Origin of the sequence: Sphingorhabdus sp. (genome assembly GCF_041737645.1) — a bacterium.
Taxonomy (GTDB): Bacteria; Pseudomonadota; Alphaproteobacteria; order Sphingomonadales; family Sphingomonadaceae; genus Sphingorhabdus_B.
Genome location: NZ_JBGSRI010000011.1, coordinates 47832 through 61593, shown reverse-complemented (window position 1 = coordinate 61593; position 13762 = coordinate 47832). Strand labels below are relative to the sequence as shown.

General features: G+C 54.3%; 11 protein-coding genes. 9 read left to right on the top strand and 2 right to left on the bottom strand.

What is annotated here, in order from left to right:
- Positions 1 to 83: 83 nt before the first annotated feature.
- The 3 genes from gntA (at position 84) to ACEW72_RS01600 (ending at position 1659) form a co-directional block, all read left to right on the top strand.
- Complete coding sequence (gntA, locus tag ACEW72_RS01610) at positions 84 to 833, top strand: guanitoxin biosynthesis heme-dependent pre-guanitoxin N-hydroxylase GntA (RefSeq protein ID WP_373474632.1); 750 nt, start codon at positions 84 to 86, stop codon at positions 831 to 833.
- Positions 830 to 1447, top strand: a complete 618-nt coding sequence (locus tag ACEW72_RS01605) for a DUF1989 domain-containing protein (protein ID WP_373474631.1) — start codon at positions 830 to 832, stop codon at positions 1445 to 1447. The genes gntA and ACEW72_RS01605 overlap by 4 nt, the downstream gene beginning before the upstream one ends.
- A gap of 80 nt (positions 1448 to 1527) precedes the next feature.
- On the top strand, positions 1528 to 1659 hold the full coding sequence (locus tag ACEW72_RS01600) for a hypothetical protein (protein ID WP_373474630.1): 132 nt from the start codon (positions 1528 to 1530) through the stop codon (positions 1657 to 1659).
- Positions 1660 to 1847: 188 nt separating this feature from the next.
- Here the strand turns inward: ACEW72_RS01600 and ACEW72_RS01595 are convergent, their stop codons facing one another.
- Positions 1848 to 3848 carry a 3-hydroxyacyl-CoA dehydrogenase NAD-binding domain-containing protein gene (locus ACEW72_RS01595; protein ID WP_373474629.1) on the bottom strand — a complete coding sequence of 667 codons (2001 nt, stop codon included), beginning with the start codon at positions 3846 to 3848 and terminating at the stop codon, positions 1848 to 1850.
- 166 nt (positions 3849 to 4014) lie between these two features.
- Here ACEW72_RS01595 and ACEW72_RS01590 point away from each other — a divergent pair, with 166 nt between their 5' ends.
- The gene (locus ACEW72_RS01590) at positions 4015 to 4662 is read left to right on the top strand and encodes a PilZ domain-containing protein (RefSeq protein ID WP_373474628.1); all 648 of its coding nucleotides are present in this window, start codon (positions 4015 to 4017) and stop codon (positions 4660 to 4662) included.
- Between the two features lie 179 nt (positions 4663 to 4841).
- Positions 4842 to 5492 (top strand): LuxR C-terminal-related transcriptional regulator, encoded by a 651-nt coding sequence (locus ACEW72_RS01585; protein ID WP_373474627.1) that lies wholly within the window; start codon positions 4842 to 4844, stop codon positions 5490 to 5492.
- 89 nt (positions 5493 to 5581) lie between these two features.
- Here ACEW72_RS01585 and ACEW72_RS01580 read toward each other — a convergent pair whose 3' ends face one another.
- Positions 5582 to 8095, bottom strand: a complete 2514-nt coding sequence (locus ACEW72_RS01580; RefSeq protein WP_373474626.1) for a TonB-dependent receptor — start codon at positions 8093 to 8095, stop codon at positions 5582 to 5584.
- Between the two features lie 88 nt (positions 8096 to 8183).
- Between ACEW72_RS01580 and ACEW72_RS01575 the strand changes: the two genes are divergently transcribed.
- From ACEW72_RS01575 to ACEW72_RS01560, 4 genes are read left to right on the top strand one after another with little or no spacing between them, the layout of a single operon-like run.
- Positions 8184 to 8858, top strand: coding sequence for a GntR family transcriptional regulator (locus tag ACEW72_RS01575; protein WP_373474625.1), 675 nt, complete (start codon positions 8184 to 8186; stop codon positions 8856 to 8858).
- Positions 8859 to 8901: 43 nt separating this feature from the next.
- A complete protein-coding gene (locus tag ACEW72_RS01570; RefSeq protein ID WP_373474624.1) occupies positions 8902 to 9813 on the top strand; it encodes a hydroxymethylglutaryl-CoA lyase in 912 nt (303 codons plus the stop codon).
- Positions 9814 to 9824: 11 nt separating this feature from the next.
- On the top strand, positions 9825 to 11873 hold the full coding sequence (locus ACEW72_RS01565) for a hydantoinase/oxoprolinase family protein (RefSeq protein ID WP_373474623.1): 2049 nt from the start codon (positions 9825 to 9827) through the stop codon (positions 11871 to 11873).
- A gap of 13 nt (positions 11874 to 11886) precedes the next feature.
- Positions 11887 to 13761, top strand: coding sequence for a hydantoinase B/oxoprolinase family protein (locus tag ACEW72_RS01560; protein WP_373474622.1), 1875 nt, complete (start codon positions 11887 to 11889; stop codon positions 13759 to 13761).
- Position 13762: the final 1 nt, after the last annotated feature.

The window sequence follows — 13762 nt, the reverse complement described above, 5'->3', positions numbered from 1 at the left end:
TATGATCGGCAGGGCTTCTGTCGGTCGCAAGTCAGCTAATCATCAGGAACTTTCTTCTACGCTCCGAGTTTAGAAGCTTCAAAATGAGTGTCTACCGACCTCAAAAATCTGGGCTGTCAAAAACAGTCGGACGGAGAAAAGCTTTGCCGCTTCTACTAGATGACCAAATAAATACCGAAATAACCAAGGTATTCGAAGAGTTCGTTCGAGATGCATCTTTTCCGTGCGTCGGCGCAAAATCAGCGCTCAACAAGGGGCAGATGCATTTTGTTGTTGCTGATGACATATGCTCCGCTTGGGACGACCTCAGGATATGGCCACGGATCGCCTCGCTTGCGAATTCCTATCGCGAAAACCCTGTGTTGTTTCAAACCCTGGTGGTGATTTTTCACGACAAGAAACCGATGACCGAACGCCGGTTCGAACGGGCAGTTTGGGATAGGCTTCAGTCCCTTAGCGACAAAGACGAATGGCTTGGCCAACCGGTGGATCCAAGGATCAGCACCGATCCCGACGATCCCCATTTTGCAGTCAGTTTCGGTGGAGAGGCATTTTTTGTGGTAGGGCTGCACCCCAATGCCAGCCGTCCCGCGCGCAGGTTTGCTTACCCTGTTATGGTTTTTAATCTGCACAACCAGTTTGAGCAGTTGCGCAGCGAAGGGCGCTATGATCCCTTGCGCGAAACCATTTTGAAGCGCGACGAGGCGTTGAGCGGGTCAGTCAATCCGATGCTGGCACAACATGGTGATGCGTCCTCTGCACGCCAGTATAGTGGTCGCCGCGTCGAAGACGGCTGGGTCTGCCCTTTTAGTCGCAAAAGTGCCGCATCATGAACCAGCAACAGATTGAGCCTCGCTCAGGCGTGGCATTCACGCTCAACAAGGGTGATCTATTGACGGTTATCGATCCCGAAGGGGAGCAGGTTGCCGATCTGGTAGCCTATTCCCAGACCGATATACGTGAAGTGATCTCGTCCGGCCGGACGCTTGATTATGCGTCGAAACTGTTTCTTTCAACCGACGATCTGCTTTACTCCAATCGCAGCAATGTCATGCTGAAGATCGTGCATGACGATGTTGGTCGGCATGACTTCCTGCTGACGCCCTGTTCGAGCGACACGTTCCGCATTATCTACGGCGACGCCAACCCCCACCGGGGCTGCTTCGGTAACCTTGCGCACGCGCTGAAACCATTCGGGATCGAACCGGACGACATACCCGTTGCATTCAACTGTTTCATGCATGTGGCGATCGACGGGAACACGGGTGCGATATCGGTTCAACCGCCCCTGAGTCGCCCCGGGGAACGGATCGTTTTCAAGGCCGAGATGGACCTCATTATCGGTCTGACCGCCTGTTCTGCGCTGCAATCCAACAACGGTTCATTCAAGCCGATTGCCTATCTGGTGTCATCAGTCGAAGAACAGCTGGCGATGCCGGGGATATAGAGCAAATCGCAGACGGCATGCCGGAAACTTTTCGTGGCATGCGGCGTTATCAATAATGCTTCCTGAAAGGAGATACTTTGATGACCCAAGACCCCAAATCACCATCCCGACCTATTGAAGAGCCCAATGACTGGCCCGACGAAGTGCCGCCCGATAAAGGCGATTCAGACTTTCCGGGCGAGGCACCTGACGAAACACCGCTCGAGAATTGATTAAAAGCGAAGATTTTTTCGCTCAACCTGCATCACGCCCCATAGCATAGCGAAACCCGATGGCGCTAAAGCTGCCATCGGGCCGCCACTGTCGTTTAAGCGCGACGGGCAATTAACTAAGGCAGGCTGCTCACCGGAAAAGAAGCATCCGAAATTTCGAGAGTCTCAACCCCACTCCACCAAACCCGTCACGCCTTGGCCTTCAAACTGTCCGCCACTGGAACGCCATGGCGTTCCAGGGCTTCGACGATTTTGCCCGCGCCTTCCAAATCGCCCCAGAACATCGGGCCGCCGCGATAGATGGGCCAGCCATAGCCGTAGATCCACACCACATCGATGTCGGACGCCCGCTGCGCCTTGCCTTCTTCGAGGATATGATATCCTTCATTGACCATCGGATATAAAGTGCGCTCGACAATTTCCTGATCGGATATGTCGCGTTTGGGAAGGTTTGATGTCGCCCGGAATTCTTCGATAATGGCCAAGGCTTCGGCGCTTGGTGTGCCGACGCGTTTTTCATCATAATCGTAAAAGCCCTTGCCGTTTTTCTGGCCAAATCGACCGGCGGCGCACAGGCCGTCGCGGATGCTTTCGATCCGGCCCGGATCACGGTGCCAGCCAATATCTAACCCGGCCAGATCGCTCATCTGGAATGGACCCATCGGCATGCCGAAATCGGTGTGCACCTTGTCAATCTGGGCCGGAGTTGCGCCTTCGAGCAAAAGCTGCATCGCCGGTTGCTGCCTTTTGGAGAGCATACGGTTGCCGATAAATCCGTCGCATACACCGGCAACGACGGCGACCTTGCCGATTTTCTTGCCGGTCGCCATCGCGGTTGCCAGCACATCGGGCGCGGTTTTTTCGCCGCGCACCACTTCGAGCAGCTTCATGACATTGGCGGGAGAGAAAAAGTGCATGCCCACCACATCTTGCGGGCGACTGGTCGCAGTAGCGATTTCATCGACATTCAGATAGGATGTGTTCGATGCCAATATCGCGCCGGGTTTGCAAATCTGGTCAAGCTTGCCGAACACCTCTTTCTTGACATCCATATTTTCATAAACCGCTTCAATCACCAGATCGCAATCGGCCAGCGCGTCAAGGCTGAGTGACGGGGTTAGCAGCGCCATCATTCCTTCGACCTGTTCTGTTGTAAAACGCCCCTTTGCGGCGCTGGCTTCGTAATTTTTGCGCATGACGGCGACGCCGCGGTCCAGATTTTCCTGCACCATTTCCACGATCGTGACGGGAATGCCCTTGGCGAGAAAATTCATCGAAATCCCGCCGCCCATAGTGCCAGCGCCGATCACGCCGACCTTGTTAACGGGACGCAGCGGCAAATCCTTGGACAAGCCGTCAATTTTGGCCGCCTGACGTTCGGCAAAAAACATATACCGCTGCGCCGCCGATTGCGATCCACCCATCAATTTGAGGAATTCCGTCCGTTCGAATTTCAAGCCTTCTTCAAACGGCAACCGAGTGGCTGCTTCGACACAAGCAAGGTTTGCATAAGGTGCGTCAAAGCCTTTCCATTTGCGTGCATTGGCAGCCTTCAGATTTTCAATCGCGCTCACGTCGCCTTGCACCGGCAAATCACGCGTAGCCCTGGGTCCAACCGCGATCAATTCGCGCGCATAGGCGATCGCATCTTCGGCAAGGCTGTTTTCTCCTGCCAGCCGGTCGACAAGTCCCATTGCCAACGCCTTTATCGCGGCAACCGGCTCACCCAGCGAGCACATGGTGGCGGCGGCTTCGATCCCGACAATTCGGGGCAATCTTTGCGTTCCGCCTGCGCCGGGCAATAAGCCAAGCTTCACCTCGGGAACACCCAATTTGGCAGACGGTACCGCGATCCGGTAATGACATACCATAGCGGTTTCGAGCCCGCCGCCGAGCGCAGTGCCATGAATGGCGCCGACCACCGGCTTTGTCGCCATTTCGATCATGTTCAAAACTGCGTTGAAATCAGGACCCTGTGCCGGTTTGCCAAATTCCGTGATGTCCGCACCTGCGATGAATGTCGATCCTTCGCACCGCAGCACGAGGGCCTTGATGGCGAGGTCGGCAAGACCCTTTTCCATACCATCCTGTATCCCCTGACGCACATGCCAGGACAAAGCGTTTACAGGTGGATTATTGACCAGAACGACAAGAATGTCGTCAATGATTTGGGTCGAAACAGATGACATGGAAAGCTCCTAAAAATAGCCGGTATATCTGGTCAGAACGTTGGTATATTTGCGATCGGTTGGCAAGGGCGCGCCGCACAATGCCGCCAAACCGAAGCTGCAATTGCCGCGTTAACCTTGTTCGTCATGCACAACGTTAGATTTTTCAAGCACAAGCGCCATCAAGATGGAAATAAACCCTGCCTTGATTTATGATTCTGTGCCGCATCCGGAGCCTGTTCCCGACGCGGCAAACGAAGGTGACCGGCGCGTACATAGCCGTAATATAAAAGTGATGCGGGTCGCGCGGCTAAAGAATGTCAAGTTACACGCAGAATGCTTGGGGCTGGTCCGTGACGTATCATCCGGCGGCATGAAAATCGATGCAGACTTTCCCCTGGAGATAGGACAGGCAGTTTCGGTTGCTTTACTTGACGACCAGGAACTGAACGGTAATGTCGTTTGGGTTGACGGCAAAACCGTTGGTGTGAAATTCGACCAGCCAATCGTTGTCGAACACATATTGGCCAGACCATCGCTGAAGACAGATGGTCGTCGTGCCCGATTGCCCCGTTTCAAAGTCAGCAAAGCAGTCAAGCTTGGGTATAACGACAAGTCATTTGATGCCGAATTGATCGACCTTTCACAACGTGGCGCAAAGTTTTTCAGCGATGGCAAATTCAAAATGCACAGCAATATATTGGTCCGGCTAAGCCCGATCTGTGTTGTTCGCGCGTCAGTTCAATGGCAGGTGGGGACCAATTTGGGCGTCGAATTCCACAGGCTTTTGACGGTCGAAGAGTTAGGCATCTGGCTTGGAGATGCCAAGAAATAGGCCTTGGCCGTAACGTCTATTCAAAGTGGATATATTCTTCGACGGACATTACGACGTTCATAGATTTTCAAATGCAACCTTTCCTTGACAGCTTAGCTCAGGCTAAAGCATTAAGGTGTAAATGGGGAGGGATGCGCGGATCGCGATGCAGATCGGCCGTCCTGTTTTGAGAGCGGACGATGCAGAATATCTTATTGATCGTCGATCATGGTTTTTATCTTTTGGGACTTACCCAATATATTGGGTCAATGAATGGTTTCGACGTCGAAACAGCAATCACTGCAGACGACGCAACGGACAAGATCGAGGCCTCTCCGCCCGCGCTTGTTTTGCTCGATCCTAAAATGGATGGCGAACTCGGGGCGAAATTGTTAAAATATCTTCGCCTTCATTTGTCCAATATCCCGCTGATCTTGCTCGTCACGCACGTCGATCCCGAACAGTCAATCGAAGCAATGCAAGCCGGGGTTAAAGGCATTGTTTTGAAAGACGGTGATCCAGATATCATGGTCAACGCCATCACATCCGTTTTATCAGGCGGTTATTGGTTTGAATCAAATATCACACAGCCTGCTTTGCAATATTCTTTGGACAAGCCAAAAAGAATGATGCGGTCAGACGAGTTGCTAACCAAAAGAGAACATGAAATTGTTGATCTGGTGTGTCTTGGCCTACGTAACCGTCAGATCGCTGACCAATGCAACCTTACAGAAGGCACCGTCAAGATCCATCTCAACAGTATATTCCGCAAATTGAGCGTCACATCCCGGGCAGAGTTGATAGTAAACCGCGAAGGGATGCGCGCCAAAAAAACTAACTACGCGATTTAGGGTCAGGCCCTAATCCCTTCTGCTTCGCCAAGCTGAATAATCTTCAGAATGGCGAAGCACAGAAGGTTGATCACTTACTAAAGGCAGGCCTAGAATTTATAACCTGCTTCAAGCCCGATCAGGCGACGCGCGCCGGGGGATATGAACGATCCGCCAAACTCGATGGCCGGAATGGCTTCGTTGATATACTTGCGATCCAGCATATTGTCGGCAAAGGCGGTCAGGTTCCAGTTTTCACCTTCAAGTCCGAACCGCAAATTCAGTACGCCGAACGCATTACGCTTCGCGACACTGTAGTTGGCGTTTCCGACAAAGCCAGGAAGCGCCAGAGCCGATATCGGTAAAAGCTGGCTGAAGATGGTGGCGCGGGTTTGGTCCTGTACCGTATGGAACCAGGTTGGTCCTGTGATGCGGTAATCGGCACGCATCACCAGATCGAGACTGTCATTGAGCGGCGTATCAATCTGGCTACCCAGATTTATCGTGTAGTCTGCGGTATACGGCGATTTGTTCCCGACCGTGTAAGGACGTGATGCGTTGGCCTTGATTTCGCTGTCGGTTACATTGACCGATCCAAACATTTTCCAACCATTTACGATCTTCACCGACGTGTTGAATTCCACACCTTTCACGTCGACTTTATCTATGTTGGAAACAACCCGTAGCAGACCGAAAGATCCCACGAAGAATTCGAAAAACTGCATGTCGGTGATGCGGGTATAATAGCCTGCAAGGTCAAAAGTTACGCGATTGTCGAACAACGAACCTTTGATACCGGCTTCAAACGCACTCGACCGTTCCTTGCGAAACTGGTCGTTAATCGTCACGCCTGCTGCGATTTCCGGGATATTGAAGTTAGCATTTACCAGCGCTGACGATCCGGTGTTGTTAAAGCCGCCTGATTTGAAGCCAATGCCCCAGTTGGCGTAGATATTGGTCGAATTATTGGGGGTGAAGCTTAAAGTCACTTTAGGTTGCAATTGCTTAAAGCTTGCCGACTTGTCGGCGATGCCACCGGTCGCAGGCAGGCCGGGATTGATTTTTGCACCCGTAATCGGATCGAAAACATTGGGCACAAGGTTTGATGTGCTGCGGTCCTCGATATCATAACGCAGCGCCACACCTGCCTTGAACTGGTCCGAAACAGCATAATCGGCTGATCCGAACGCAGCATAAACGTCGGTCTTGAATTTGTCCGAAAACAACTGAGATGTCGGGTTGCTGGTGCCCGGTGCGTTATAGAGACTGCGGCTTACGCCTTGGCCTAAGTCTGCACCCAGGCTGACGCCCACTGAACGGTCTATATGCAGACCGTAAACACCCAATTGCCAATCCAGCGGTCCATCACCATTGGATGCCAGCCGGATTTCGCCGCTAAAATCTTTCTGGTTGCGGATTTGCAATTGCGTGCCGTCGCAAGTGGTCGGGCTATATGCTCCAAAAGTCGAACCGGTTGCCGGGGCAAAGATGAACGGCACCGGCACTAGACCGATTGCTCCAGGTGCATTGATAGGAAATCCGGTTAGCGCGGCGGTAGTAGCAAAGCATTGGTTTTGCACGGCCAGATTGGTTGCGTTTGCTGGTGCGCCCAGCGCTGGCGAGATATAACGCGCAAAATCCGCCGAGGTGCCGTCAGCGGTCAGGCTTTGGTCTACATCCGAAAAGAGTGCCCAAGCGGTCAATTTTGTAGAACCGAAATCATGCTCCACCTTGGCGGAGACATCGATGGTCCGCTGGTCATTGGTCGGACGGATATTACTGTAATAACCCAATTCATGATCATCGACGTCTTCAAAAAAAGCACCGCCAAAGGCTTCGATATGGAATACCGAGTTAAAGTTGATCGAGGCACCCGATAATTTTGAATAGCGCACCTTTACATCAATGTTCGTTGCGTCGCCGACATCGGCCACAAAACGTCCATCGATTGAATACACTTCCTGATCGTCCACCACTTTTCGGTCCAGAAACGTATTACGATAAAATCCGTCAGTGGTCCGGTAATTACCCGAAAGCACAAGGCCCGCATTATCGCCAATCGGCGCGGATATATATGCAGTGCCTTCGATGGTCTGTTCATTGGCGTAACTGAATTTCACAGCCCCTTCTAGAGTATCGCCCGGCTTGACCGTCGAAATAATAATCGCCCCGGCGGCGGCATTGCGGCCATAGATTGCTCCTTGCGGCCCCTTCAGTATTTCAATCTGGCGCAGCGTTCCTTGCGTCTGGTTCAACTGTGCTGTGTTGGTTTTCAATATGCCGTCAACAACCAGCGCGACAGAGCTTTCCGCATCGCGTGCGCCGTTGATGCCACGAATGTTGATCTGCGTATCGCCTGCTTCAGCCGTGCCCGTCACAATCGTAACGCCGGGTGTTAGTTGGGCAAAACCTTGGGCGTTGTCCGCTCCTGTCTTTGCCAGCGAATCGGCGTCGATGACGGAAACCGATGCCGGAACATCAACCAACCGCTCATTCTGTCGGCGGGCGGTAACGATGATTTCTTCTGACTCGGCACCGTCTTCAGCATCTTGCGCGAACGCCGTGCTGGGCAACATTGCGGCGACCGCAATGGACGTGAGGAGTGCACTTTTGGTGATACGCATGTAACAAAACTCCCTAGTTTTCGCTTTTATTGCTTTGGCGACAGCTTATTGTATACAAATACCATTCGTCAAGAGGAGCATTGCACTTATGTCACGGGCATCGGATCGCGCATATAATCATATCCGCAACATGATCTTGTCGGGTGAATTGTCATCAGGCGAACAAATTCGCGAGGAGGCTCTGGCCGACCTCTGCGGCGTGTCGCGGACCCCGGTGCGCGACGCATTGCGCCGTTTGGAAGCCGAGCTGTTTATCCGCCGCAACGAATCACAACGCAGCTTCGTCGCCGACTGGTCGCTGGATGATCTTGAAGAATCGTTCCAGTTACGCGCCATGCTTGAAGCATATGCTGCCCGCCGCGCTGCCTCACGGATTACGTGGGATCAATTGGCCCGGCTGCGTTCACACAATGACGCGATTCGCCAGGCAATCACTGTATCGGCGCCAGACATCCCTAAATTTCTGGATCATAATCGGCAGTTTCACGCCATTGTTCTGGAGGCTGCAGGGTCCGAGCGCCTATCGGGTATGCTCGCACAAGTGACTGAACAGCCTGTCGTTCTCCGTACAGCACGGCAATATGACATGGAAAATCTCAAGCGGTCCCATTATGAACATGACGAATTGATAATCGCTTTTGACCATCGGGATGGCGAATGGGCAGCCGCCGTGATGACCGGCCATATCCGCCGCGCCTTTCACGCCTATGCCGCGGCGCATTCCAGCGACACGGAAATCAATCGGACCGACGAAGCTGCATAATCCTGTTTGATTTTGTATACAATTATGGCATCGTTTGGATGTAATGACCTTAATCAAGCCTATAGAATTTGTCGAAGTCGGGCCACGCGATGGTCTGCAAAATGAAAAGCTGCTTGTGTCCACGCAGGACAAGCTGGCGCTGATAAACCGCGCGATTGCCGCTGGAGCGCGGCGCATCGAAGTCACCAGTTTTGTAAACCCGACGCGTGTCCCGCAAATGGCCGATGCTGAAGAATTGTGCGCGATATTGCCCCTGCGTGATGACGTGACATTCATCGGCCTTGTCATGAACCTACGGGGTGCGGAACGTGCGTTGGATACTGGACGGATCGATCAACTGGGGGCGGTCGCAGTGTCAACGGACCGCTTTGCGATGGCCAATCAGGGCCAAACCAGCGACGAATCGGTCGCCGCGGCAAAAGCCATTATCGCCCTCGCGAACGCCGAAGGTCGCACCGCCCAATGCACGATTGCGGCCTCTTTCGGTTGCCCTTTTGAAGGCGAAGTCGCGCAAGACAGAATTGTCGAAATGGCGGTATCGCTTGCGGAGGCCGGTCCTGTTGAAATTGCCCTTGCGGACACCATCGGCGTCGGCAACCCCGCCCATGTGGCGGAACTGGTGGCCCGCGTTCGCGACGCCATTACGCCTTTGCCGGTCCGCGTCCATTTTCACAATACGCGCAACACGGGCCTTGCAAATGTCTGGGCGGCGGTGACTGCGGGTGCCAGCATCATCGACGCATCGGTCGGAGGTTTGGGCGGTTGCCCCTTCGCACCGGGAGCAGCCGGAAATGTCCCGAGCGAAGATGTCGTCTATATGCTGGAAAGAGCCGGCATTGATACGGGTATGAATCTGGATCGGTTGATCGAAACCAGCCATTGGCTGTCGGAAATAATGGGAAGAAAACTGCCCGGAATGGTGGCGCAATCGCCTTCCTTTCCTGTAGCAGCTTAAGGGAGAAGAGCATGGGTTATCGTTTGGGAGTTGATGTAGGCGGGACATTTACGGACCTGCTGCTGTTCAATTCCGACACCGGAGCCTTTTGGCGCCACAAAACGCCTTCAACGCCGCATGACAGCAGTGAAGGCATTTTGAATGGCGTCACCGCGATATGCGGACAGGCCGAGGTAGCGACCGCTGAAATCGACTATTTCCTGCATGGAACAACAGTCGCCACAAATGCGGTGTTGGAGGGCAAAGGTGCACGCGTCGGCCTGATCGTGACCGTAGGTTATCGCGACATCATGCAAATTGCCCGTTCCTATGTGCCCGGCGGCCTCGCCGCGTGGATCATCTGGCCCAAGCCCACACCGCTTGCCGCGCTGGAAGATACAGTGACCGTAGGTGGACGCGTGAATGCGCAAGGCGAAGAAGTGCGCCCGCTGGATGAAGCTGGTGCGCGCGCCGCGCTGATGCAGTTGAAAGACAAGGGCGTCGAAGCCATCACCGTCAGCTTCATGAACGCCTACACCAACGGCGCGCACGAGGCGCGTGTCGGCGAACTGGCGCGGGAGATCCTTCCCGATGTGCCCTTGTCGCTGAGCCACGAAGTGCTTCCCGAAATGCAGGAATATGAGCGGACATTGACCACGGTTGCCAATGCCGCGGTCAGGCCGGTGGTGAGTAAATATGTATCGAACCTGCGCGATAAACTTGAGGTGTCCGGCTTTTCCGGAAAGCTTTCTTTGTTGCGGTCCGACGGTGGACTTATGTCCGCCCAAAAGGCGCAAGAGCATCCGGTCAACATCCTGATGTCCGGCCCGGCCGGTGGCGTTACCGGGGCGCTTTGGGTTGGGAAAAACGCAGGCATCAAAAATATCCTGACACTGGACGTCGGCGGCACTTCCACCGATGTGGCGTTGATCGAAAATCTGGAACCGCGCAGGGTACGAACAACCGAGGTAGGGCATCTGGCCGTTCGCGCATCGTCGCTCGATGTCAAAACTGTGGGCGCTGGTGGCGGGTCAATTGCTTATGTCCCCGAACTCACCCGCGCCTTGCGCGTAGGGCCGCAGTCGGCGGGCGCCGTTCCCGGACCGGTCGCTTACGGTAAAGGCGGCGAAGCGCCGACCGTAACCGATGCCAACGTGGTGCTTGGCTATCTGCCGGAAAATTTGCTGGGTGGCAGTTTCAAGCTGGACCGCGAAGGTGCCAAAAAGGCTGTGCAGACTATTGCCGACGCGCTCGGCATTGACCTGATGGCCGCCGCGCGCGGGATTATTGATATCGTAAACGAAAATATGTTTGGTGCGCTCCGCATGATTTCGGTGCAGCAGGGCTACGATCCGCGCCATTTTGCACTGATGGGTTTTGGCGGCGCAGGCCCCTTGCATGTCAATGCGGTGGCCCGATTGATGGGCAGCTGGCCCGCCATATCCCCGGTCTCACCCGGAGTGCTATGTGCCTTGGGCGATGCCACAACGCGGATGCGGACCGAGACTGCGCGTTCCTTTTCGCGCCTTGCGACGACTACCGATGCGGCGGAGCTTATCGCCATATTGAAGGAAATGTCCGACCAGACCCGCGCTGAACTGCGTTCGGATGGTATAGCCGAGACGGATATCACGAGCGAATTTGAAATCGACGTGCGCTATTCCGGACAGGCATTTGAAGTACCCCTCAATATCACCCCTGAAATATTGGAACGCGACGGCATTGACGGCATCCTGCGCCGGTTCGACGAGGAGCATCTGCGGCTGTTCACGTTTAACATGGATACGCCCCATGAGATCGTGAACCTGCGGGCCGTCGCCCTGGGGCAGGCCCTAGACCTGCCTGCAGCGGAACTGCCAACGGGCGATGGCAATCCAGCCGCTGCCAAGATGCGCGACCATGTGCTCTGGATGGATGGCAGGGAACAAGCGGCGATTATCTATGACCGGTCCAAGCTGCAACAAGGGGACATCATCCCTGGGCCAGCCATCGTTATCGAGATGGACTCGACGACTTTAATCGAAACTGGCTGCGTCGCAATTGTCGACAAGGTCGGCAACATCCTGATCAATCTGGCTTGAGGAGAAACAGCCCATGCCCGCCACCATCATTCAGACAAACCAAATCCCCTTCGAAAAGAAGGTCATTGACCCGGTCACCCTCGACATCATCGAAAATGCGCTACGCAACGCCCGCATCGAAATGGATGCCACACTGGTCCGCACTGCGATGTCCCCCGGCATTCGCGAACAGGGCGACGCTTTTCCCCTAATTGCCGATCATACTGGCAAGATGATCGTCGGCCAATTTGGCAGCTTCATCGGCGGCTTTCTCGACAATTGGGATGGCACTCTCGAGGACGGAGACATGATCTTCCTGTCTGACCCCTATTCATGTGCAGGGGCGGTCAGCCACTCCAACGACTGGCTTGTGTTGCTGCCGGTATTCAAGGACGGACGACTAATCGCCTATACATCCATGTTCGGACATCAGTCCGATATTGGCGGCAAAGTAGTCGGTTCGATGCCGATTAACGCACGGTCGATTTTTGAAGAAGGCGTTCGCATTCCACCTGTGAAAATCTGGAAGAAGGGCGAATATAACGAAGACCTGATGAAGCTCGTTATGCACCAGACGCGCAAGCCGGATTGGTGTCAGGCCGATCTCAATGCACTGATCGCATCTTGCCGCGTGGCCGCACGCCGGGTGATCGAGATGGCGGCACGTTTTGGAGACGATGTCTATATTTCAGCAACGCAAGAACTGCTTGCCCGCAACCATCGGGCGATGAAATCCCTGATCGCAATGGCCATTGGTGAAGCGCCGGTGAGTTTTGAAGATTATATCTGCGACGATGGCATGGGATCGGGACCCTATAAAATCAAATGCACAATGTGGCGCGAAGGCGAAAAAGTCGTTCTCGATTTTTCGGGAACCGACCCGCAAAGCCAAGCCTCGATCAATTTCTATCTGAACGAGAATATGTTCAAGATGTTCTTCGGCATCTACATGATCATGGTTTTCGACCCGCAAATTTTGTTCAACGACGGTTTCTACGATCTGATTGACGTGCGAATTCCGGACGGCTCCCTGCTCAAGCCGAAATTTCCGGCAGCACTGTCGGGACGCACGCACGCTTTGGGACGCATATTTGACATTTTGGGTGGCCTTTTGGGCCAGAAGACACCGGAATTTCTGAACGCAGCGGGCTTTTCATCTTCGCCGCATCTCTTCTATTCGGGCAATGACAAGAACGGCGACTGGTTCCAGCTGTTCCAGATCGGCTTTGGCGGTATTCCAGGCCGACCCATGGGGGATGGACCCGATGGTCATTCGTTGTGGCCGGGCTTTACCAATGTTCCGAATGAATTTCTGGAGCGTTACTTCCCGTTGCTGATCGAGCGTTACGAAACCGAGCCGGACAGCGGCGGGGCGGGGCTTCACCGGGGCGGCAATGGTATCCACATGACTTACCGTTTCCTTGCCAGCGGCACCATCTCGATTCACGACGACCGCTGGTTTGTGCCCCCATGGGGCGTGAATGGCGGAGAACCCGGCAAACGCGCGCGCAAGGTTTTGGAAAAGGCCGACGGCACGGCCCAGATCATCGGCAACAAGGTCGAGGATATTCATGTCAATGAAGGCGACCAGTTGCACTTCATTACCTGGGGCGGCGGCGGCTGGGGCGATCCTCTGGATCGTGAGCCTGCACTGGTCGGCAAGGAAATCACCCAAGGATTGGTAACCGTCGATGGCGCCAAGGCATATGGCGTGGTCGCAGGACCAGATGGTGCGGTCGATCAAAGCGCGACGGCCGCACTTCGGACAAAAATGCGGGCAGAACGCCCCGCGTTGGAGCTGTTTAACTATGGCCCGGCAGTCGAGCAGTTACGTGCCGACTGCGTTGCCGAAACCGGATTGCCCGCGCCTGTTCAACCGAAATGGGCAACTTTGGAGGCAGCGGAGTAAC

Excerpts from the sequence above, each read along its gene's own strand:
- ACEW72_RS01570 (WP_373474624.1), top strand. The coding sequence starts at position 8,902 with ATGACCTTAATCAAGCCTATAGAATTTGTCGAAGTCGGGCCACGCGAT.
- ACEW72_RS01560 (WP_373474622.1), top strand. The coding sequence starts at position 11,887 with ATGCCCGCCACCATCATTCAGACAAACCAAATCCCCTTCGAAAAGAAG.
- ACEW72_RS01600 (WP_373474630.1), top strand. The coding sequence starts at position 1,528 with ATGACCCAAGACCCCAAATCACCATCCCGACCTATTGAAGAGCCCAAT.
- ACEW72_RS01580 (WP_373474626.1), bottom strand. The coding sequence starts at position 8,095 with ATGCGTATCACCAAAAGTGCACTCCTCACGTCCATTGCGGTCGCCGCA.
- ACEW72_RS01585 (WP_373474627.1), top strand. The coding sequence starts at position 4,842 with ATGCAGAATATCTTATTGATCGTCGATCATGGTTTTTATCTTTTGGGA.
- ACEW72_RS01565 (WP_373474623.1), top strand. The coding sequence starts at position 9,825 with ATGGGTTATCGTTTGGGAGTTGATGTAGGCGGGACATTTACGGACCTG.
- ACEW72_RS01590 (WP_373474628.1), top strand. The coding sequence starts at position 4,015 with ATGGAAATAAACCCTGCCTTGATTTATGATTCTGTGCCGCATCCGGAG.
- ACEW72_RS01575 (WP_373474625.1), top strand. The coding sequence starts at position 8,184 with ATGTCACGGGCATCGGATCGCGCATATAATCATATCCGCAACATGATC.
- ACEW72_RS01595 (WP_373474629.1), bottom strand. The coding sequence starts at position 3,848 with ATGTCATCTGTTTCGACCCAAATCATTGACGACATTCTTGTCGTTCTG.
- gntA (WP_373474632.1), top strand. The coding sequence starts at position 84 with ATGAGTGTCTACCGACCTCAAAAATCTGGGCTGTCAAAAACAGTCGGA.
- ACEW72_RS01605 (WP_373474631.1), top strand. The coding sequence starts at position 830 with ATGAACCAGCAACAGATTGAGCCTCGCTCAGGCGTGGCATTCACGCTC.